Below are 18856 nucleotides of genomic sequence, written 5' to 3' on the forward strand. Positions count from 1 at the left end.
CCGCGCTCACCCCGACAGGTCCGTGGCCATGTCGGTCATGTCGGCGCCGCGGGCCCGGTGCAGCAGCGTCGCGATCGCGAAGCCCGTCGCCATCTCCACCGTCATGGCCGCGATGATCACCATCAGCAGGACCTGGCCGGTGGGCTGCGGCGCCAGGAACCACCAGAACCCGGCGGCGGCGAGGATGACCGCGTTGATCATCACCTCCAGGCCCATCATCACCATCACGACGACCTGTTGGGACAGCGCGCCGTAGAGGCCGACGCTGAACAGCGCGGCCGCCACCAGGAGCACCGCCTGCAGCGTCATCGGCCGACCCCGCCCGGCTGCGGGTCGCGCGGTGGGCGGTGGTCCAGATCGTCGCCGAACCGGTCGTAGCGGGTCCGGTGTGCCGCCAGCACGACCCCGCCGACGATGGTGGCCACCATGACGGGGCTGATCACGACCATCGCCAACATCTTCGGGCCCATCAGCGCGTCGCCCAGGGCGGCGGTGACGTCGGCCGGCGGCGCACCGCGTCGGGCGGGCCAATCGATCAGCAGGATGCCGGCGGCCAGCAGCACGAACACGCCCACGGCCAGGCCGAGCGACCAGCGCTTGTCATGCACCATGCTCATCGGCATCAGCGCCGGGTTCATACCCATGAACATGACCATGTAGACGGCCATCACGGCCATTTCCATGACCATCATGAGGATGACCACGACGCCGACGTAGTTCTGTTGCAGCACCAGCACCGCCACGCCGACCGCGATGAACGACACGGCCAGGGCGTAGGTCGCCCGCGCCATGGAGTTCACCACGAACACCGCGGCACCGGCCAGCACCGCCACCACCGAAGCCACCCAGAACACGATGTCGTTCAGCACCATTGGGCACCCCCGGGAATTCCGTCGAACACGTTGCCCTTACCTCCACGCGGCTATCGGCACACTGATTTCTCCACACTGCTATCTCCACACTGCGATGACCGCCACCACCAGGTCCTGAACCAGGACGGCCGGCAGCAGCACCAACCAGCCCACCTCCATGAACTTGTCCGGACGCAGCAGCGGCAGGCGACGCCGCAGCCACACCAGGACCGTCAGCAGGACAACCGTCTTGACGATCACCCACAACCAGTCCGGCAGCAGCGGGCCGGCACCGCCACCGAGGAACATGGGCACCGCGAAGGCTGCGCCGGCGGCCAGCAGTCCGTAGCGGCCGGCCTCGAACAGCAGCCGGTCGACGCCCGACAGCTCGGCGCCCGCACCGCCCGCGATGTCGGCACCCACCGCCGCCGACATCGGCCCCCACACCGAAAAGCCGGCCACCCCAAGGCAGTACACGACAAACGCCACCGGCATCCACACGACGAACCACAGCCCGTGCTGGGCCGCCGCGATACCGCCCACCCGCAGGCTCTCGGCGGCGATCGCCGGGGCCACCAGAGCGAACATCAACGGCAGCTCGTAGCCCAGGCCCTGCGCCAGGAAGCGGTACCCGCCCACCAGCGAATGCAACGAGTTCGCGCCCCACCCGGCCAGCCACACCAGCGCCCACACCGCGACGTCCATCGCGTTGAACCACACGACGCCGACGTCGAGGTCGAACAGGGTCCAGCGGCCCAGCGGAACGACAGCGACCATCAGCAGCGCCACGACGATCAGACCGCCGTCGCCGATGCGCCACAGCAGCCGGTCCGCGGCGACGGTGACCCGGCGCCGCTGCCGCAGGAGGCGCGCGGCCTCCAGGGCCGGGGTGTGCAGCCGCAGGCCGCTGGCCCCATCGTCACGAGCGCGCAGCGCGCCGTCGAGGGCCGCGGCGTAATAGCCCAGCACCGCCAGCAACCCGGCAGCGGCCACCGCCCACAGCCCCGACACCGTCACCACGCCGTCGACGGTCACGTCGCCCCCACCGCCGCGCTCACCGCGGTGTCGATGTTCACCCCGGCGAGCACCAGGCGGGCCGCGGCCAGGTCCAGCCCGCTCACCAGTTCCGGCAGCGCGTCGAGCATCTCCGGGGTGACCGGCCCGGGATCGTCGGCGCCCCCGCTGGCCGACCCGGCCGCAGCGGCGCGCCGCAGCCCGCTCAGCAACCGGTCGTAGGCGTCGCCCTCCCACCAGGCCGGCAGGTTCCGGTCCTGCAGGTCGGCCGCGGTGCACGGCGCCAGACCGCGCAGTGACCACCGCAGCACCCGGGAGCGACGGGCCCGCCGGTGCAGGGCGTCGAGGAGCCGCATTCCGACCTCGGGATCCCCGTGCAGGAATGCGTCGCGGCACCGACGCGCCGCGACCGCGGCGGCCGGCCACCCCGCCAATGCCAGCAGGTTGCGGGCGTGATCGCACTGCCGGGCCGCTCCGAGCGGCCCGGTGGGGCGGGCCGGCCCGGCCGACGCGGCGCCGGCGTCGAGCAGCGAGGCCGCGGCACCGGTGATGACGTCACCGTTGAGCGTGCAGCGCAGCACCAGGCCGGCCGGCCAGTACGGCAGCACCGGGCCCAGCGCCGCGTGCAGTTCATCCATCTCCAGGCCGTCGCGGTCGTCGGTCCCGCCGGCCAGCGGGATGCCCTCGGGGGCCATGTCCATGCCGCCGTGGTCCATGCCGCCGTGGTCCATCGCTGCATGGTCCATGCCGCCGTGGTCCATGCCCTCGTGGTCCATGCCCCCGTGCCCGGCATGGTCCATCTCGCCGTGCCCGCCGTGGTCCATCGCTGCATGGTCCATCCCGCCGTGATCCATCCCGCCGTGATCCATGCCGCCGTGGTCCATCCCGCCGCTCTCCGCGGCGAGTTCGGGTCGTCGGGAGCGGGTCTGGGCATCGTCGCGGTGTCGCCTGTCGTCCAGCAGCGACTCCGCGGCACGGCGCAGTGCGTCGTCGACGTCCGCCGGACCCGCGACGTCGACGCGTACCCTCGGACCGGGCAACTGGTCCCACACGGCGTCGATCGCACCCGAGAGATCGGTGCCCGCCGGCCCACACACGGCCAGCACGTCGGCGGCGGCCGGTGCGCCGGCGCATCGCCACCCCCTGGCCAGCAGGTGGGTCTCCAGCGTCGCCCGTGTCACCCAGTACCCGGGGACCTCCACCATCAGCACATGCGCCCGCCGCACCGCCGGCCGGCTCAGGGCTGCGCTCAGACCCACCGCAGCGCCCCCTCCCGCCATGCCCACGCCACCGCGACGAACAGGACTCCCAGGAACACGAACATCTCGACGACGGCCGACGCGCCGCGGGCGGCCACGACCACCGCCCACGGGTACATGAACAGCATCTCCACGTCGAAAGCCAGGAAGACCAGCGTGGCCAGATACCAACGCACGTGATAGCGCGATAGTGCGTGTTCCGTTGGCGCCCAGCCAGACTGGAAGGGCAGGGACACCAACACACTGGAGGACACCGCGGTGATGCGGTGCAGCACATAGGCACTGGCGATCCCGATCACGCACACGAGGAGCATCGATCCGATGCCGGTGTACATCGACTCCGCCCCCATCCTGCGGTGGTCTTCGCGCTTCCTACCGAGCTTCCTTACCCCGCTTGCGCCCTCACTACTCAGGTCCGCTCACGCCGCCCCTGATTCACCGTGGCTGCCGCCACCCCTGATTCACCGTGGCTGCCGCCACCCCTGATTCACCGTGGCTGCCGCCACCCCCGTCTCACCGTGGCTGCCGCCACATGGGCCACAGGGACGGCCCACCCTCGGGAACCGCGAGCTCGCCGGTCACCTCGAAACCGAACCGCTGGTAGTAGGGAATGTTATCGGCGTTGCTCGATTCCAGATAGGCCGGCGCGTGCTCGGCGTCGATGCGGTCCAGGCGCGACCGCATCAACGCGTGACCGAATCCGCCGCCCCGGAACGCCGGGTCACTGCCGATGACGGCCAGATACCAGTGCGGTTCATCCGGGTGGTTGGCCTTCATCAACGCGTCGACCTGCTCGCCACGCCGCGCCTGGCTGCCCAACGCCCGCACGAATCCCGGCATCATCAGCAGGTTCTCCAACTGTGAGGGCTTCCAGCGTCCCGGCGGGTCCCACAACGCGGCCGCGGCGATCCGATCTCCGGTGCCGGCCACCTCGCAGGCACCGCCGCCGAGGAAGTGATGGCGGACCATCGTCGCGAACATCCGGGGCAGCCCCTTGGCGCGTCGCGGCGGTTCGGGGAGCATCCAGCTCATCACCGGGTCCTCGAAGAACGCCCGGCCCAGGGCGCTGGACAGCCGCCGGACATCCGCCTTGCGGGCCGGCCGCACATCGATGACGTCCACCCGACCACCCTGACACAGGTCACCCCTGCGTGATGTAGGCCTGCAGCTGCTCGTGCTCGGCTTCGAGCTCTTCCATCCGGGTCTTGACCACATCCCCGATGCTGACGATGCCCACCAACCGCCCCTCGTCCATCACCGGAACGTGGCGCACCCTGTTCCTGGTCATCAACGCGCTGAGGCTGTCCACGGAGTCGGTGGGGGCGCACGTGGCCAACAGCGACGTCATGATCTCCGCGACCGGCCTGGTCATCAGGTCGGGGCCGTGCTCGTTCAGGCTGCGCACCACGTCCCGCTCGGAGACGATGCCGGCGACCCCGTCGGGCGACACCACCACCATGGCGCCGATGTTGTGGACCGCCAACTCGGTGAGCAGGCCGCTGACGGAGGTCTCGGGCGTGATGGTGGCGACCGACGCCCCCTTGTTGCGCAACACGTCGGCGATCCGCATCGCACACCTCCCTGTGTGACCGCTATCACATACCAGGGTAAGGCGATCGGCGCCCGCACGTGACGACTCTGGGCATTCCGGCGCTTTGCGGCCGGGATCTCGGCGCCCGACGGCGGATACCGCGGCCGACACGCCGCAGAATCCGGGGAAGGCGAGCGACCGCGCCCCCGGTGTGCGATACCTGAACCCGTGACCATCGAGATCACCCTCCTGGGTACCGGCAGTCCCATCCCCGACCCCAACCGCGCCGGACCGTCGACGCTGGTGCGCGCCGGCTCGGCGACCTTCCTCGTCGACTGCGGCCGCGGTGTGCTCATGCGGGCGATCGCCGCCGGGGCCGGGGCCAACACCGTGACCGCGCTGCTGCTGACCCACCTGCACAGCGATCACATCGCCGACCTCGGCGACGTGATCATCAGCCGCTGGGTCACCACCTTCGCACCCGATCCGGCGCCCTTCCCGATCATCGGACCGCCGGGGACCGCCGCGGTCGTCGAGGCGACGCTCAAGGCGTTCGGGTTCGACATCGGCTACCGCATCGCCCATCACGCCGACCTGACCACGCCGCCGCCGGTGACGGTGCACGAGTTCACCGAGGGCACCGTCTGGGAGGCCGACGGGGTGACCGTCACCGCCGGCCCCACCGACCACCGGCCCGTCGAGCCGACGATCGGGTTCCGCATCGACCACGGCGGCGCGTCGGCGGTGCTGGCCGGGGACACCGTCCCGTGCGAGGGGCTGGATCGCCTGGCCGCCGGGGCCGACGCGTTGGTGCACACCGTGATTCGCAAGGACCTCGTCGATCAGGCCCCGCTGCAGCGGATCCGCGACATCTGCGACTACCACTCGACGGTGCAGCAGGCCGCGGCCACCGCGCAGCGGGCCGGGGTCAAGACACTGGTGCTGACCCACTGTGTGCCCGCGGTGGTTCCGGGCCAGGAGCAGCAGTGGCGCGCGCTGGCGGCCACCGAGTTCGGCGGTCGCGTCGAGGTCGGTGAGGACCTGCTCAGGGTGCCCGTCGGCTGACCCGCCGGGGCGCCGGACTACGCCAGCCGGGTGATCTCCACGACCACGTCGAGGTCGGTGGACCCCTCACCGGAGTAGATGCCCTTCAGCGGGGTGACGTCGGCGTAGTCGCGGCCGACACCGACACTTATGTACTGCTCGTTGATCTCGGTCTCGTTGGTGGGGTCGTAGTTCCACCAACCGCCGGTCCACGCCTGGATCCAGGCGTGACTCTGCCCGTCGACGGTGTCGCCCACCGCGGCCTTGGCCTTGGGGTGCAGATACCCCGACACGTAACGTGCCGGAATTCCCATGCCCCGCAGCAGGATCAGCGTCAAATGGGCGAAGTCCTGACAGACGCCCTTGCCCTCACGCAGCGCGTCCAGGCCCGAGGAGTGCACCCCGGTGGTACCCGGGACGTAATTGAGCTCCTCCCGCACCCAGCTCGCGGCCTCGATGACGGCCTCGCGCGGGTCGTGGTACTTGGCGATCCGGCGCCCGACACGCGAGATGCGCTTGCTGGCCGGGGTGTAGTCGGTGGGGCTGAGCACCTCGTAGAACCGGTCGACGACCGCCTCGGTGTCCAGATCCTCCCAGCTGGCCAGTTTCTCGGGTGCCTCGGGCTTGTCGGTCTCCACCACCGACGACGCGGTCACCTCCAACTCGGTGTGCGGCGCGTGCAGGTCGAAGGCCGTCACCGCGGTTCCCCAGTAGTCGACGTAGCGATAGGACCTGGTGGCCGGTGCCGTCTCGACGCGGTTGAGGATGACGTTCTGGCGGGAGTCCGAACGCGGCGTGAGCCGGGCCTCGTTGAACGACGCGGTCACCGGCGACTTGTAGGCATACCCGGTCGCGTGCACCACCCGCATGCGCCACATCAGCAACTTCCTTTCACACACATGCTCATCGTCAGATCTCGCCCTCTTCGATGACCAGCGACCCGTTGCGTCCGGCATCCGTCCACGCCACCCAGGGGGCGGCGTGGAAATACTGCAGGGCCAACGCTTCCCCGACCTCATAGCAGGTCTGCTGCAGGGCGGCCAGCCGCTCGTCGAGCGACTCCAACAGCACCCCGGGCCGCAGGAACTCCAGCTCGCTGCGCGCCCGGCCCAACAGCCGCTGCGCCTCGGCGGTGCTGCCGACCCGGTTGTGCGGCCGGTTGAGCAGCTCGTCGAGGCTGTGCTCGGCCAGGCGCAGCGAGTAGAACACCGACCGCGGGAACAGACGATCCAGCAGCATGAACTCGACCACCCGCGCCGCGTCGAGCACCCCGCGGTAGGTGCGCAGGTAGGTGTCGTGGGCGCCGGCCGAGCGCAGCACGGTCACCCACGCCGGCGAGGACGCGCTGTCACCGACCCGCGACAGCAGCATCCGCACGGTCATGTCGACACGCTCGATGGCCCGGCCCAGCACCATGAAGCGGTACCCGTCGTCACGGGACAGCGTGGAGTCGGCCAGCCCGGCGAACATCGCCGCACGCCCCTCCACGTAGCTCAGGAACTCGTGGGGGCCCAACCGCTTGGCGGCGCGCTCGCGTTCGGGCAGCGCGTTGTAGGTGGTGTTGAGGCACTCCCACATGTCGGTCGAGGTCACCTCGCGGGCGCCGCGGGCGTTCTCGCGGGCCGCGGAGATGGCGTCGACGATCGAACACCCGCCCAGGCTGTTGCGCGAGAACGCCACCAGGTCGGTCAGCGACCAGACGTCCAGCGACTCCTCGGGGGGCTCGATCCCCAGGACCCGCAGCAGCACGCGCGACGTCTCGTCCGGGTCGACGCTGGCGTCCTCGAGCAGCTGATGGACCGTGACGTCGAGAATGCGGGCGGTGTCGTCGGCGCGTTCCACATAGCGACCGATCCAGTACAGCGATTCGGCGTTGCGAGCCAGCATCAGTCCACCACCGCCTGCTGTTGTTGCTGCTGGTTCTGCTGTTGCCCGCCCTGGGTGACGGGTTGTTGTCGGATGGTCAACGACTGCGAGTTCGGGCCGGCGCCGTCGCTCTTGGCGCCCTTGGCCGACTTCCCGGCCCTCGTCGACTTCTCCGCCTTCTCGGCCTTCTCGGACTTCTCGGCCTTCTCGGCCTTCTCGGCCACCGTCGGCGGCAGGCTGCGCACCACCTCCGCGGCGGCCAGCTCCCGATCGGCTCCCGAGGTCCGCGAGGCCAGCACCCAGGTGTCCTTCGAGCCGCCGCCCTGGCTGGAGTTGACCACCAGCGAGCCTTCGGGCAGCGCGACGCGGGTCAGGCCGCCGGGCAGCACCCAGACATCGTCACCGTCATTGACGGCGAACGGGCGCAGGTCGACGTGGCGGGGGGCGAGGCTGCCGTCGATCTCGGTGGGCACGGTGGACAGCTGCACCACCGGCTGGGCGATCCAGCCCCGCGGGTCGGCCCTAATCTTCTTGGTGATCGTCGCGAGTTCCTTCTCCGAGGCGTCGGGCCCGAACACAATGCCGTAGCCGCCCGAGCCCTCGACCGGCTTGATCACCAGTTCATCGACGCGGTCGAGGACCTCCTCGCATTCCTCTTCCAGCCAGCACCGGTAGCTGTCGACGTTGGCCAGCAGCGGCTTCTCCCCGAGGTAGTACTCGATGATGGTGGGCACATAGGTGTAGACGAGCTTGTCGTCGCCCACCCCGTTGCCCACCGCGCTGGAGATCACGACATTGCCGGCGCGGGCGGCGTTGAGGATGCCCGCCACCCCCAGCACCGAGTCGGGCCGGAAGTGCAGCGGGTCCAGGAAGTCGTCGTCGATGCGGCGGTAGATGACGTCGACCTGGCGTTCACCCTCGGTGGTCCGCATGTACACGGTGTTGTCGCGGCAGAACAGGTCGCGGCCCTCGACCAGCTCGACGCCCATCTGCCGGGCCAGCAGGGAGTGCTCGAAGTAGGCGGAGTTGTACACGCCGGGGGTCAGCACCACCACGGTCGGGTCGGCCTCGTTGGTGGCGGCGGCGTTGCGCAGCGCCCGCAACAGGTGCGAGGAGTAGTCGCCGACCGCGCGCACCCGGTTGGACGCGAACAGGTTCGGGAACACCCGCGCCATGGTGCGGCGGTTCTCCATCACGTAGGAGACCCCCGACGGTGAGCGCAGGTTGTCCTCGAGCACCCGGAAGGTGCCCTGACCGTCGCGGATCAGGTCGATACCCGCGACGTGGATGCGCACCCCGTTGGGCGGGACGATCCCGGCGGCCTCCCGGTGGAAGTGCTCACAGGAGGTCACCAGCCGGCGCGGGATGACGCCGTCACGCAGGATCTCCTGGTCGCCGTAGATGTCGTCGAGGTACATCTCCAGCGCCTTGACCCGCTGGATGATGCCCTTCTCCAGCCGCGACCACTCCGCCGCGGAGATCACGCGCGGGACCAGGTCCAGCGGGAAGGGCCGCTCCTGGCCGGAGAGCGAGAAGGTGATGCCCTGGTCGACGAACGCACGCCCGAGGGCCTCGGCGCGCGCCTCGAGGTCGTCGGCGTCGGACGGGGCCAGCTCGGCGTAGATGTTCTTGTAGGGCCCCCGCACGTTGCCCGCGGCGTCGAACATCTCGTCGAAGGCGTCCGAATACTTGCCACGCGAGTTGTAGCCGTCGAAGATCCGTTCGAACTCTTTCTTCTGCCGGGCGTTGCTGCGCGACTGCCGGCCGGTCTCGCTGGGCAATGTTCGAAGGCTCACGAGTCACATGCTGCACTAATTTGCCTGTTTCGGCAGGCCACTGAACCGCAATTCGGTGACGAAACTCCGTTGCGCGGTGCTGGAGCATCCTGGGAGGCACCGCACCCCGCCCGTGCCCTGCGGTGACGAAACTCCGCGGCGGCCCGACGACTTTGGGAGATCCACCGCCCGGCTGGTAACCTGAACAGTCGCTGCCCGCAACCGGGCGCCTTGGACCGCGCCCGCCGGGGCCGGGCCGGACCATCACCCAGCTTGAGATTTACGAAGGAACTGACGCGTGGCCAACATCAAGTCGCAGGAAAAGCGCATCCGCACCAACGAGCGCGCCCGACTGCGCAACCAGTCGGTGAAGTCGTCGCTTCGTACGGCTGTGCGCGGGTTCCGCGAGGCTGTGGACGCCGGCGACAAGGACAAGGCCGCCGAACTGCTGGCGTCGACCAGCCGCAAGCTGGACAAGGCCGCGAGCAAGGGCGTCATCCACCGGAACCAGGCGGCGAACAAGAAGTCCGCGCTGGCGCTGGCCCTCAACAAGCTCTGACCCGCCCAGCGCCCCGATCCGGGCGCGCGGCAGCTCGGCTGGCACCACAGACCGACTCCTCGGACTGACCCCTCGGGCTGACTCCTCGGGCTGACTCCTAAGACCGACACCGAGGCTCCACCGGCACGTCTACCGGTGGCCACCGCCGTCGGCCAGTTCGGCCACCCGCCGCACGGCCTTCTCCAGCGCATAGTCCGCGTCGGCCGCGGCGCCCTTCACATCGGCGTTGAGCGCCGCGACGACGCGCACCGCACTGGCCACCTTGTCCCGCGACCACCGGCGGGACTGCTTCTGCGCTTTCTGAATCCGCCACGGCGGCATCCCGAGTTCCCCGGCCAGCCGGTAGGGATCACCCGAGACCGGCCCGACCCGGGCGATGGTGTGCACGGCCTCGGCGAGCGCGTCGGCGAGCACGACCCGCGGCTCCCCGCTCATCATGGCCCAGCGCAACGCCTCCGCGGCACCCTCCACATCGCCGACGATCGCCTTGTCGGCGATGTCGAACCCCTTCACCTCGGCCCGCCCACTGTGGTAGCGCCGGACGGCACCGGGATCCACCCGCCCGTCGGTATCGGCCACCAATTGTGAGCAGGCGGCGGCGAGTTCGCGGATGTCTGAGCCCACCGCGTCGATGAGCGCGGCGACCGTGTCGTCACTCACCTTGACCTTGAGCCCGCGGAACTCGCGACGCACGAAATCAGCCCGCTCGGCGGCCTTGACGATCTTGGCGCAGGGGTGCACGCGCGCGCCCAGGTCGCGCAGCTGACCCGCCAGCGCCTTGGCGCGGCCGCCGCCGGAGTGCACGACCACCAGAACGGTTCCGGGCGGCAGATCGGCGGCCGCCGACCCGATCAGCGCCACCGCGTCCTTGCCCGCCTCGGCGGCGGCCTCGAGCACCACCACCCGCTCGTCGGCGAACAACGACGGGCTGAGCAGTTCGGCGAGTTCACTGGTGCCGACCTCGCCGGCGCGCAGACGATTCACCGGGACATCCTCGGTCCCGCTGTCCGCCCGGGCATCCCGCACGATCTCGGCGATGGCCCGCTCGACCAGCAACTCCTCATCACCCAGGACCAGGTGCAGTCCCGGAACCTGTTGACTCACCCCACGATGGTGTCACGACCCACCGACGCCGCCGCGGCGTACCCGGCCGGCGGACCCGACAGCGTCCAGGCGAGCAGGCACACCGCGACCGCGGCGGCGGCACGCCGGAACCAGCGCCGCCGCCACAGCAGCAGGGCCGCCAAGCTGCTCAGCGCCACCACCGTGACCCCGGTGACCCCGGAGGGCACCGGCACGGTCGCGGCCGGCGCGGTGCCCAGCCAGTGCGCGACGTGCTGCAGCCACCACAGCGGCGGGCCGGTGAAGCGCATCGCCAGCCGCGCCCCGTCCGGCCAGAACGTGCCCAGCGCGGCCGCGGCGGTCCCCAGCAGCGTGATCGGCGGGATCACCGCGGCCACCGCCAGGTTGGCCAGCACCCCCACCACGCTGACCGCGCCGCTGACCCCGGCGACCAGCGGCGCGGTCACGAACTGGGCCGCCGCGGCGACGGCGACGCCGTCGGCCAGCGGCCCGGGCCAGCCCCGGGTCTTCAGGAGCCCCGACCACCGCGGCGCGATAAGCACCAGCGCCGCCGTCGCCGCCACCGACAACGCGAACCCGACGTCGACGGCCATCTGCGGGGCCACGACCAGCACGGCGAGCACCGTGCCCGCCAGCGCGGGGACGGCCTGGCGCCGCCGGGCCGTGAGCACCGCCAGCAGCGCCAGGGCGCCCATCACCGCCGCCCGCAGCACACTGGCCGTCGGCTGCACCACCACGACGAACGCGGCCAGCGCCAGACCGGACAACACGACAGCGCCGCGCGGGCCCACGAGGTAGGCCGACAGCAGCACCGCGCCGCACACGATGGTGACGTTGGCGCCCGACACCGCGGTCAGGTGCGTCAGTCCGGCCGCGCGGAACTCCCGCTGGGTGCCGGCGTCGAGGGCCGAGGTGTCCCCGAGTACCAGTGCCGGCAGCAGCGCGGCCCGGCCGGCGGGCAGTACCGCAGTCGCGTCGACGGCGAACCGTTCCCGGATGTCCGCGGCCATGCGGTGGATGACGTGAGCCCGCCCGACATCGGGTGCACCGGCCGCGGTCAGCACGGCCACGGTCAGGTCATGGCGGGTGGGCGGGGCGATCCCGGCCCGGAACCGCACGGGAGTGCCCGCACCGATGCGTCCGAAGTCGACCGCGGGCGCGAACACCACGACCAGGCCACCGGCGTCCTGGGCGTCCAACCGCCGCAGGTTGGCCCGCAGCAGGACCCGCCCGGAGCCGAGCGGACGCGGGCTCTCCGTCACCACGACCGTGACGTCGCCGACCGTCCCGAACCGCTGGGTGACCGGATGGTGGGCCACGGCGTCGCCGCGCAGGGTGATCGCCACCGCGAAGCCCGCGCCGACCACGGCGGCCGCCGCGGCGGCGGTGCCGAGAGCCCGCGCGGCGGTGCCGGCCGTCGTGCGGGTCCTGCGCCACAGCACGGCCGCGCCCCCCACCGCCAGGCAGCCGCCGACGAGCACTGGGCCGACGGCCCAGCGGATACCCAGCGCGGTGACCAGCCACGCCGTCAGCGCCGCGGGCACCAGCCGCAGATCCAGGACCGGGCCCGGGGGTGCGGCGGGGGCGGGCACCGGGTGACTCAGACGCGGACACGGTCGCGCAGTTTGGCCAGCCGCGCCGGCCCGATGCCGTCGACGTCGCCGAGTTGGTCCACGCTGTCGAATGAGCCGTGTTCATCGCGCCAGGCCACGATCGACTCGGCGGTGACCGGCCCCACCCCCGGCAGGGCGTCCAGCTGCTCGACGGTGGCGGTGTTCAGGTTCACCGCGGCGCCCGCCGGCGCGGTCCCCGACCCCGAACCGGGCGCGGGGAGGGCCGCCGACGTCGCCCCGGTGACCGAGCTTCCCATCAGCGCGGGCGCTCCCGGCGCCGTGGAGACCCCGACGACCACCTGCTCCCCGTCGGCGAGATGGCGGGCCATGTTCAGGCCGACGGTGTCGGCGCCGTCGAGGGTTCCGCCGGCGGCGCTCACCGCGTCGGCCACCCGGGCGCCCGGCGTCAGGGTCACCAGACCGGGGGTTTGGACCAGCCCGACGACGCTGACGACCAGTGGGGCGTCGCCGGCCGGGGGACCCGGCGTGCTGGAGGCGACCATGTCCACGGCGGGCAGTTTCGCCGAGACGACCGGGGCCGGATCGTCGCGCACCAGGGTGAACACCGTGACCAGGACGGCCAGCACGGCGACCCCGCCCAGCGCGATCGCCCCGGCCCGGCCGGGGTCGGCGCGGACCGCGGCCAGCCACCCTTCCCGCTGCGCCACGGCTTCCGGAAGCCAGCGCGGCAGCAACGCGTTGGCCGCGCCGTCGTGGCCGTCATCCGGCGCGTCGGAGGGCCCGTCGGAGGACCCGTCGGGGGGCCCGTCGGACCCGCGGCCGGCGACGCACCACTGGTCGACCGGGCCGACCGGGTCGTCCGGGCCGGGTTCCGCGGCCTCGGCGACGGACGTGGCCGCGGCCGGACCGGCCAGTCGATGGTGTAGCCGCTCACCGGGGGGATCTGCTCGCATGTGCCCGAACCTATGTACCGGCACCGGACACGACCATGCCCACCAACGGTTTTCGCATCGATCTGTGGATGACGGCGCGACTGTGCACGGCAGTCCCGGGCGGCCTCCGCCGCGTCGGCGCGGCCCCGGGGTAGTGTCGTCGCCGTGACGGGGAACCTCGTTCCGACCACCGCGGGCCTGCGTGAGCGCAAGAAGCAGCAGACGCGGCACACGCTGATCGTGGCCGCGTTGGACCTCGCCGAGGAACAGGGCTACGAACACACCACGGTGGAGCAGATCGCCGACCGGGCCGAGGTCTCGGCGCGCACCTTCGCGCGGTACTTCCCCACCAAGGACAGCGTGATCCTGTCGGTGCTGGCCTGGCTGGCCGCCGGCGTCCGGGACGGGCTGCGAGACGTCCCCGGTGACGTGTCGTCGTTCGACGCGCTGCTGCGGGCCACGTTGTCGCTGCTGGACCGCACCGAGCGGGGCGCGATGGCGATGCGCCCGGACCGGCTCCTGACCGTGCTGCGGGTCGTGCACTCCTCGCCGGGCATGCAGGCCGCGGCGGCCGACGTCTGGTCGACGAGCACCGCGGCGGCACTGGCCGAACGGATCGGCGACGTCGCCGGCGACCGGACCATCCAGCTGATCAGCGGGGTGTGGTCGGCGATCCTCACCAGCGCGTGGAGCGAGCTCGGCGCCCTGCAGGCCGCCTCCGCGGTCACCGCGGAAACCCTGCCCGGACAGATGGCAACCGCCCTGATCAGGGCGTATGACGACTTCGCCGAAGTCGCCGGCAACCCGCGTCGCTGACGGCGCCGCCACGCCACCCCGCGGGGTGTACATTCGCGCCAGAGTGTCTACTCAGGGTGGTCCACTCACCGGTAGAAGGAGCGTCGATGAACCGTCCCGACCGTCCGCTGCGGGTGATTCAGTGGACCACCGGCAACATCGGCCGCCGGTCCCTGCACGCGATCATCGGCAGGCCCGATCTGGAGCTGGTCGGCGTGTATGCCCACGGCCCCGACAAGGTGGGCACCGATGCCGCCGAGCTGGCCGGCTGGCCCGAGCCCACCGGGGTGCTCGCCACCGATGACGTCGACGCGCTGCTGGCACTGGACGCCGACGCCTGCTGCTACAACCCGCTGTGGCCCAGTGTCGACGAGCTGGTGCGTCTGCTCGCCGCCGGCGTCAACGTCTGCTCCAGCGCCGCATGGATCACCGGCGGCAAGCAGAGCCCACAAGACCGGGAACGCATCCTGATCGCCTGCGAGACAGGGCAGTCCACGATATTCGGAAGCGGCGCGCACCCGGGGATGACGAACATGGTCGCGATGGTGCTCTCCGGGTCCTGCGAACGGGTCGACGAGATCCGGATCACCGAGTCGGTGGACTGTTCCACCTACGAGTCGGCCGGCACCCAGTCGGCGATGGGCTTCGGCCGCGACCCGCAGACCCCCGGCCTGGCCGACAGCGTCCGCCGGGAGAGCGAGGTGTTCGCCGAGTCGGCGGCGATGATGGCCGACGCGATCGGAGCGCCGTTGGACCGCATGACGTTCGACGTCGAGTTCACCGCCGCCACCGCGGACACCGACCTGGGCTTCATGACGATTCCCGAGGGCAGCGTCGGCAGCGTCTACGGGTACCACCGCGGCTGGGTGGGCGAGCGCAACGTCGTCAGCGTCGGGTTCAACTGGACGATGGGCGATCACGTCACTCCCCCCAAACCGCTGGAACACGGCCACGTCATTCAGGTCTGCGGCATGCCCAACATGCGCACGGTGCTGCACTGCCTGCCGCCCCGGGACTGGGCCGAGCCCGGCTTCATGGGGCTGGGCATGATCTACACCGCCATGCCGGTCACCAACGCCGTTCCCGCGGTGGTGGCCGCGGCGCCGGGCATCGTCACGCCCAAGGATCTGCCACCGGTGACGGGCCGTTTCGCCGGCTGACCGGTACGACCCGGCGCTGCCGTCAGGGCGTTTCGCCGGTGCCGGCGTCGATATTCGTGTCTCCATCCGTGCCGGTATCGGTGCCGGTATCGAGGGTCACCGCCAGCGCACCCGCACCGACATGCAGCGCCAGCACCGGCCCCAGCTCGGTGACGAGGGCAGGCGGGCAGTCCGGCAACCGCGCGGCCAGCGTGGCCGCCAGCTGCGCGGCGCCCTCGGGATCGGCGACGTGGTGCACCGCCAGGCGCGCCGACCCCGCACCGACGATGTCGCAGACCCGGTCGGTCATCGTCGCGACGGCCTTGGAGGCGGTGCGAACCCGCTGGGCCAGAACGAGTTTCCCCTCGTCGATCCGCAACAACGGCTTCAGCGACAGCGCGGTGCCCAGCCAGGCGGCCGCCCCGCCGATGCGCCCGCTGCGGCGCAGATTGTCCAGCCGGTGCACCACGATGAACGCGTGCACGTATTCGCGCGCCCGCAGGGCGGCCTGCCCGACGGCGTCCAGGCCGGATCCGGCCGCCGCGGCGCGGGCGGCGGCCAGGGCGACGAAGCCGGTGCCCATCGCCGCGGAACGGGAATCGATGACCCGCACGGCGGGCCCCACCTCCGCGGCGGCCTGCTGGCCGGCGTTGAACGTCGCCGACAACGACGACGAGATGTGCACCGCGACCACGCCGTCGCCGTCGCTGGCGGCCAGTGCGTCCCGGTAGGCACCGGCCAGCTCGACCGGGCCCGCTGCGGCGGTGCTGGCGCTGCGCTCGTGGATGTCCTCGGGCACCGGGTCGACGCCGTCGCGCAGGTCGGTGCCGTCAACCAGGATGTGCAGCGGAACCACGCGGATCCCGTACTGCGATGCCAGGTCGGCGGGCAGACGCGCCGAGGAGTCGGTGACCACCACGACGGGCATGGCTCACCGGTCCCCGCGGTCGGCGGTGGCGCCGGCCTCGGCGAGCGCCTTGAGCATCGACTCCGCGACGGCGCGGTGCGCCTCGAAGTTCCAGTGGATGCCGTCGGGATTGCCCTGCCCGCCGAAAATGTGTTCGGCCACGGCATCTTTCAGGTCGACCAGCGGAATGTCGTGTTCGGTGGCCCAGCTGCTGATCGCCGCGACGGTGCCATCTCGGCCGTGGTGCGCACGCCCATAGGTGTCGGCGACGTGCACGCTGGGCAGCGACGCCACCATGGGGACACCGGGACGGTTGAAATCGATGGCGCCGCGGGTCATCTCCAGGTACTCGACACTCAGGTGCGGGGGCAGGGACGAACGCGCCACCGGCGAGAGCCGGGGCTGCACCCAGCCGTAGCCGTCGCGGACCCAGCGGCGCAGCCGGGGCGGGCGGACGTAGCGGATGAGTTCGCGCAGCGCCGTGGGCAGCACCGAGGGCAGCGAGTCCATGCCGCTGGTGGCGAACACGACGGCGCCCGCGCGCGGCAACGCCGCCCACGAACGCGGATCCTGGGTGGCCGCCCACCAGACGTCGCGACAGGTCCAGCCGATCCGGCCGATCAGCTCCAGATCCCAACCCAGTTCTGCGGCAACGATATTAGGCCAGATACGGGGGTCGTCGGACGGTAGTCCCCCGGTTGGGCCGTAGTAGGCCAGCGAGTCGGCGAAGACCAGCAATACCGGCCGACGGCCGGGTGCCGGTTCAGAGGACATCGTTGGCGACCTGGGCCGAGGCGTTCCACACGTCGAGCCGCCACTTGATGCCGTCGAATGACGCCGACTCCGCCGAGTGCCCCGACAGCTGCACCCAACTGGCGTTGCCCATCCCGCCGAGGATGGGCCAGTTGTCGACCGGGATCCCCAGCAGCGCCGCGGTCAGGGCGGCGATCAGCCCACCGTGCGCGACCAGGACCACCGGACGGTCCTTCTCGTCGGCTCCCCACTCCACCGCCTCGGTGACCATCTCGCCGACCAGGGGCAGGCTGCGGTCGGCGACGTCGACGCGGCTCTCCCCGCCGTGCGGGGCCCACCGCGCGTCGTCGCGCCAGGCCAGCCGCGCACCGGGCGCGAGCTCGTCGACCTCGATGTGGGTGAGCCCCTGCCAGTCGCCCAGATGGGTCTCCCGCAGCCGGGTGTCGATGTCGACGGGCAACCCCGTGCGTTCGCCGAGCGCCAACGCGGTGTCGCGGGCGCGGCGCAGGTCCGAGGACACGATCAGCAGCGGCTGGCGTTTGGCCAGGACCTCGGCGGCGGCGACGGCCTGCGCGCGGCCCAGCTCGGTCAGGTCGGTGTCGATCTGCCCCTGCATCCGGCTGCCGGCGTTCCATTCCGTCTGGCCGTGGCGCAGCAGCACCAGGCGCCGGATACGGCGGTCGCTCATGAACCCGGCTCCGCGTCGTGGCGGGTGTTGGCGCTGACCTCGTCGAGGTCGACCGGGATCGTCGGGCAGTCCCGCCACAGCCGGTCCAACGCATAGAAGTCGCGTTCGTCGCGGTGCTGGATGTGCACCACGATGTCGACGTAGTCCAGCAGCACCCAGCGCCCCTCGCGGGTGCCCTCGCGGCGTGCGGGCTTGTGGCCGGCGCGCCGCATCCTCTCCTCCACCTCGTCGACGATCGCGTTGACCTGGCGATCGTTGGCGCCGGTGGCGATGACGAAACAGTCGGTGATCACCAACTGACCGGAGACGTCGATCACGACGATGTCCTCGGCCAGCTTGGCGGCGGCCGCGCGCGCGGCGACGGTGGCCATCTCCAGGGCCTCTGCGGAAGCGGTCACTTCTCGTCCTTACTCGCGGTCGCGGCCAGGCCGGGCGAATGCGCCGGTTGCGGATCCGGCCCGGCGGCCGATGTGGGCACATACAACCTGCGCTTGGCGACGTACTGCACCACGCCGTCGGGCACCAGATACCAGATCGGACGCGACTGCGCGGCCCGCCGGCGGCAGTCGGTCGAGGAGATTGCCAGCGCCGGGACCTCGACGAGGTGCAGCGCGTCGTCGGGCAGTTCGGCCATGGCTTCGGCGATGTGCTTGCCGTTCAGTTCGAAGCCGGGCCTGCTGACCCCGACGAACCGCGCCATGGCGAACAGGTCCTCCCAGTTCTGCCAGGACAGGATCGAGGCCAGCGCGTCGGCGCCGGTGATGAAGAACAGGTCGGCGTCGTGGTTCAGCGCCTGCAGGTCGCGCAGGGTGTCCTTGGTGTAGGTCTTGCCGCCGCGGTCGATGTCGACGCGGCTGACCGAGAACCGCGGATTGGAGGCGGTGGCGATCACCGTCATCAGGTAGCGGTCCTCGGCGGCGGTGACGTGGCGGCCGGCCTTCTGCCAGGGCTGACCGGTCGGAACGAACACCACCTCCTCGAGGTCGAACAGGTCGGCGACCTCACTGGCGGCGACCAGGTGGCCGTTGTGGATGGGATCGAAGGTCCCACCCATGACCCCCACCCTTCGGCGGGGCCGTTCCCTGG

22 protein-coding genes are annotated in these 18856 nt (G+C 71.4%); 4 read left to right on the plus strand and 18 right to left on the minus strand.

Features of this window, described 5'->3' with window-relative positions; genetic code table 11:
* Positions 1-6: 6 nt before the first annotated feature.
* The 7 genes from CSR00_RS15480 to CSR00_RS15510 all read right to left on the minus strand — a co-directional run bounded on the left by CSR00_RS15480 (position 7) and on the right by CSR00_RS15510 (position 4694).
* A complete protein-coding gene (locus CSR00_RS15480; RefSeq protein ID WP_099023301.1) occupies positions 7-309 on the minus strand; it encodes an NADH-quinone oxidoreductase subunit NuoK in 303 nt (100 codons plus the stop codon).
* Positions 306-869, minus strand: a complete 564-nt coding sequence (locus CSR00_RS15485) for an NADH-quinone oxidoreductase subunit J (protein ID WP_099023322.1) — start codon at positions 867-869, stop codon at positions 306-308. The genes CSR00_RS15480 and CSR00_RS15485 overlap by 4 nt, the downstream gene beginning before the upstream one ends.
* A gap of 81 nt (positions 870-950) precedes the next feature.
* A complete protein-coding gene (locus CSR00_RS15490; RefSeq protein WP_099023302.1) occupies positions 951-1886 on the minus strand; it encodes an NADH-quinone oxidoreductase subunit H in 936 nt (311 codons plus the stop codon).
* A complete protein-coding gene (locus CSR00_RS31275; RefSeq protein WP_245906073.1) occupies positions 1883-3124 on the minus strand; it encodes a hypothetical protein in 1242 nt (413 codons plus the stop codon). The genes CSR00_RS15490 and CSR00_RS31275 overlap by 4 nt, the downstream gene beginning before the upstream one ends.
* Positions 3115-3459 carry an NADH-quinone oxidoreductase subunit A gene (locus CSR00_RS15500; RefSeq protein ID WP_099023323.1) on the minus strand — a complete coding sequence of 115 codons (345 nt, stop codon included), beginning with the start codon at positions 3457-3459 and terminating at the stop codon, positions 3115-3117. The genes CSR00_RS31275 and CSR00_RS15500 overlap by 10 nt, the downstream gene beginning before the upstream one ends.
* 178 nt (positions 3460-3637) lie before the next feature.
* Entirely contained in the window at positions 3638-4246 is a 609-nt protein-coding gene (locus tag CSR00_RS15505) for a GNAT family N-acetyltransferase (RefSeq protein ID WP_245906074.1), read from the minus strand.
* A gap of 19 nt (positions 4247-4265) precedes the next feature.
* A complete protein-coding gene (locus CSR00_RS15510) occupies positions 4266-4694 on the minus strand; it encodes a CBS domain-containing protein (protein WP_099023304.1) in 429 nt (142 codons plus the stop codon).
* 189 nt (positions 4695-4883) lie between these two features.
* On the opposite strand from CSR00_RS15510, the gene CSR00_RS15515 reads away from it, so the two are divergent.
* Positions 4884-5720, plus strand: coding sequence for a ribonuclease Z (locus CSR00_RS15515; protein ID WP_099023305.1), 837 nt, complete (start codon positions 4884-4886; stop codon positions 5718-5720).
* A 17-nt stretch (positions 5721-5737) separates the two neighbouring features.
* On the opposite strand, the gene CSR00_RS15520 is transcribed toward CSR00_RS15515, so the two are convergent.
* From CSR00_RS15520 to CSR00_RS15530, 3 genes are read right to left on the minus strand one after another with little or no spacing between them, the layout of a single operon-like run.
* Complete coding sequence (locus tag CSR00_RS15520; RefSeq protein ID WP_099023306.1) at positions 5738-6577, minus strand: transglutaminase family protein; 840 nt, start codon at positions 6575-6577, stop codon at positions 5738-5740.
* A 31-nt stretch (positions 6578-6608) separates the two neighbouring features.
* A complete protein-coding gene (locus CSR00_RS15525) occupies positions 6609-7586 on the minus strand; it encodes an alpha-E domain-containing protein (protein WP_099023307.1) in 978 nt (325 codons plus the stop codon).
* Complete coding sequence (locus tag CSR00_RS15530; protein WP_328514717.1) at positions 7586-9346, minus strand: circularly permuted type 2 ATP-grasp protein; 1761 nt, start codon at positions 9344-9346, stop codon at positions 7586-7588. The genes CSR00_RS15525 and CSR00_RS15530 overlap by 1 nt, the downstream gene beginning before the upstream one ends.
* A gap of 292 nt (positions 9347-9638) precedes the next feature.
* Between CSR00_RS15530 and rpsT the strand changes: the two genes are divergently transcribed.
* Positions 9639-9899 (plus strand): 30S ribosomal protein S20, encoded by a 261-nt coding sequence (rpsT, locus tag CSR00_RS15535; protein WP_099023308.1) that lies wholly within the window; start codon positions 9639-9641, stop codon positions 9897-9899.
* Between the two features lie 129 nt (positions 9900-10028).
* On the opposite strand, the gene holA is transcribed toward rpsT, so the two are convergent.
* From holA to CSR00_RS15550, 3 genes are read right to left on the minus strand one after another with little or no spacing between them, the layout of a single operon-like run.
* Positions 10029-11003 (minus strand): DNA polymerase III subunit delta, encoded by a 975-nt coding sequence (holA, locus tag CSR00_RS15540; RefSeq protein ID WP_099023309.1) that lies wholly within the window; start codon positions 11001-11003, stop codon positions 10029-10031.
* Positions 11000-12574 carry a ComEC/Rec2 family competence protein gene (locus tag CSR00_RS15545; RefSeq protein ID WP_245906076.1) on the minus strand — a complete coding sequence of 525 codons (1575 nt, stop codon included), beginning with the start codon at positions 12572-12574 and terminating at the stop codon, positions 11000-11002. The genes holA and CSR00_RS15545 overlap by 4 nt, the downstream gene beginning before the upstream one ends.
* 8 nt (positions 12575-12582) lie before the next feature.
* A complete protein-coding gene (locus CSR00_RS15550; protein ID WP_099023310.1) occupies positions 12583-13509 on the minus strand; it encodes a ComEA family DNA-binding protein in 927 nt (308 codons plus the stop codon).
* A gap of 144 nt (positions 13510-13653) precedes the next feature.
* Between CSR00_RS15550 and CSR00_RS15555 the strand changes: the two genes are divergently transcribed.
* The gene (locus tag CSR00_RS15555) at positions 13654-14304 is read left to right on the plus strand and encodes a TetR/AcrR family transcriptional regulator (protein WP_099023311.1); all 651 of its coding nucleotides are present in this window, start codon (positions 13654-13656) and stop codon (positions 14302-14304) included.
* A gap of 86 nt (positions 14305-14390) precedes the next feature.
* Positions 14391-15443, plus strand: a complete 1053-nt coding sequence (locus CSR00_RS15560; RefSeq protein ID WP_099023312.1) for an NAD(P)H-dependent amine dehydrogenase family protein — start codon at positions 14391-14393, stop codon at positions 15441-15443.
* A gap of 22 nt (positions 15444-15465) precedes the next feature.
* On the opposite strand, the gene CSR00_RS15565 is transcribed toward CSR00_RS15560, so the two are convergent.
* From CSR00_RS15565 to nadD, 5 genes are read right to left on the minus strand one after another with little or no spacing between them, the layout of a single operon-like run.
* A complete protein-coding gene (locus CSR00_RS15565) occupies positions 15466-16350 on the minus strand; it encodes a DegV family protein (RefSeq protein WP_099023313.1) in 885 nt (294 codons plus the stop codon).
* A gap of 3 nt (positions 16351-16353) precedes the next feature.
* Positions 16354-17103: a diglucosylglycerate octanoyltransferase gene (octT, locus tag CSR00_RS15570; protein ID WP_099023314.1), complete on the minus strand. Its 750-nt coding sequence runs from the start codon at positions 17101-17103 to the stop codon at positions 16354-16356.
* Positions 17093-17770: a glucosyl-3-phosphoglycerate phosphatase gene (gpgP, locus tag CSR00_RS15575; RefSeq protein WP_099023315.1), complete on the minus strand. Its 678-nt coding sequence runs from the start codon at positions 17768-17770 to the stop codon at positions 17093-17095. Before gpgP ends, octT begins: the two co-directional genes overlap by 11 nt.
* Positions 17767-18168, minus strand: a complete 402-nt coding sequence (gene rsfS / locus CSR00_RS15580; RefSeq protein WP_099023316.1) for a ribosome silencing factor — start codon at positions 18166-18168, stop codon at positions 17767-17769. The genes gpgP and rsfS overlap by 4 nt, the downstream gene beginning before the upstream one ends.
* Complete coding sequence (gene nadD, locus CSR00_RS15585) at positions 18165-18824, minus strand: nicotinate-nucleotide adenylyltransferase (RefSeq protein ID WP_099023317.1); 660 nt, start codon at positions 18822-18824, stop codon at positions 18165-18167. The genes rsfS and nadD overlap by 4 nt, the downstream gene beginning before the upstream one ends.
* Between the last annotated feature and the right edge of the window lie 32 nt (positions 18825-18856).

This window comes from Mycolicibacterium palauense, from assembly GCF_002592005.1.
In the GTDB taxonomy this organism is placed as follows: domain Bacteria; phylum Actinomycetota; class Actinomycetes; order Mycobacteriales; family Mycobacteriaceae; genus Mycobacterium; species Mycobacterium palauense.

Excerpts from the sequence above, each read along its gene's own strand:
- CSR00_RS15520 (WP_099023306.1), bottom strand. The coding sequence starts at position 6,577 with ATGTGGCGCATGCGGGTGGTGCACGCGACCGGGTATGCCTACAAGTCG.
- CSR00_RS15550 (WP_099023310.1), bottom strand. The coding sequence starts at position 13,509 with ATGCGAGCAGATCCCCCCGGTGAGCGGCTACACCATCGACTGGCCGGT.
- octT (WP_099023314.1), bottom strand. The coding sequence starts at position 17,103 with ATGTCCTCTGAACCGGCACCCGGCCGTCGGCCGGTATTGCTGGTCTTC.
- CSR00_RS15510 (WP_099023304.1), bottom strand. The coding sequence starts at position 4,694 with ATGCGGATCGCCGACGTGTTGCGCAACAAGGGGGCGTCGGTCGCCACC.
- CSR00_RS15500 (WP_099023323.1), bottom strand. The coding sequence starts at position 3,459 with ATGTACACCGGCATCGGATCGATGCTCCTCGTGTGCGTGATCGGGATC.
- CSR00_RS15560 (WP_099023312.1), top strand. The coding sequence starts at position 14,391 with ATGAACCGTCCCGACCGTCCGCTGCGGGTGATTCAGTGGACCACCGGC.
- nadD (WP_099023317.1), bottom strand. The coding sequence starts at position 18,824 with ATGGGTGGGACCTTCGATCCCATCCACAACGGCCACCTGGTCGCCGCC.
- CSR00_RS15565 (WP_099023313.1), bottom strand. The coding sequence starts at position 16,350 with ATGCCCGTCGTGGTGGTCACCGACTCCTCGGCGCGTCTGCCCGCCGAC.
- CSR00_RS15525 (WP_099023307.1), bottom strand. The coding sequence starts at position 7,586 with ATGCTGGCTCGCAACGCCGAATCGCTGTACTGGATCGGTCGCTATGTG.
- gpgP (WP_099023315.1), bottom strand. The coding sequence starts at position 17,770 with ATGAGCGACCGCCGTATCCGGCGCCTGGTGCTGCTGCGCCACGGCCAG.
- CSR00_RS15480 (WP_099023301.1), bottom strand. The coding sequence starts at position 309 with ATGACGCTGCAGGCGGTGCTCCTGGTGGCGGCCGCGCTGTTCAGCGTC.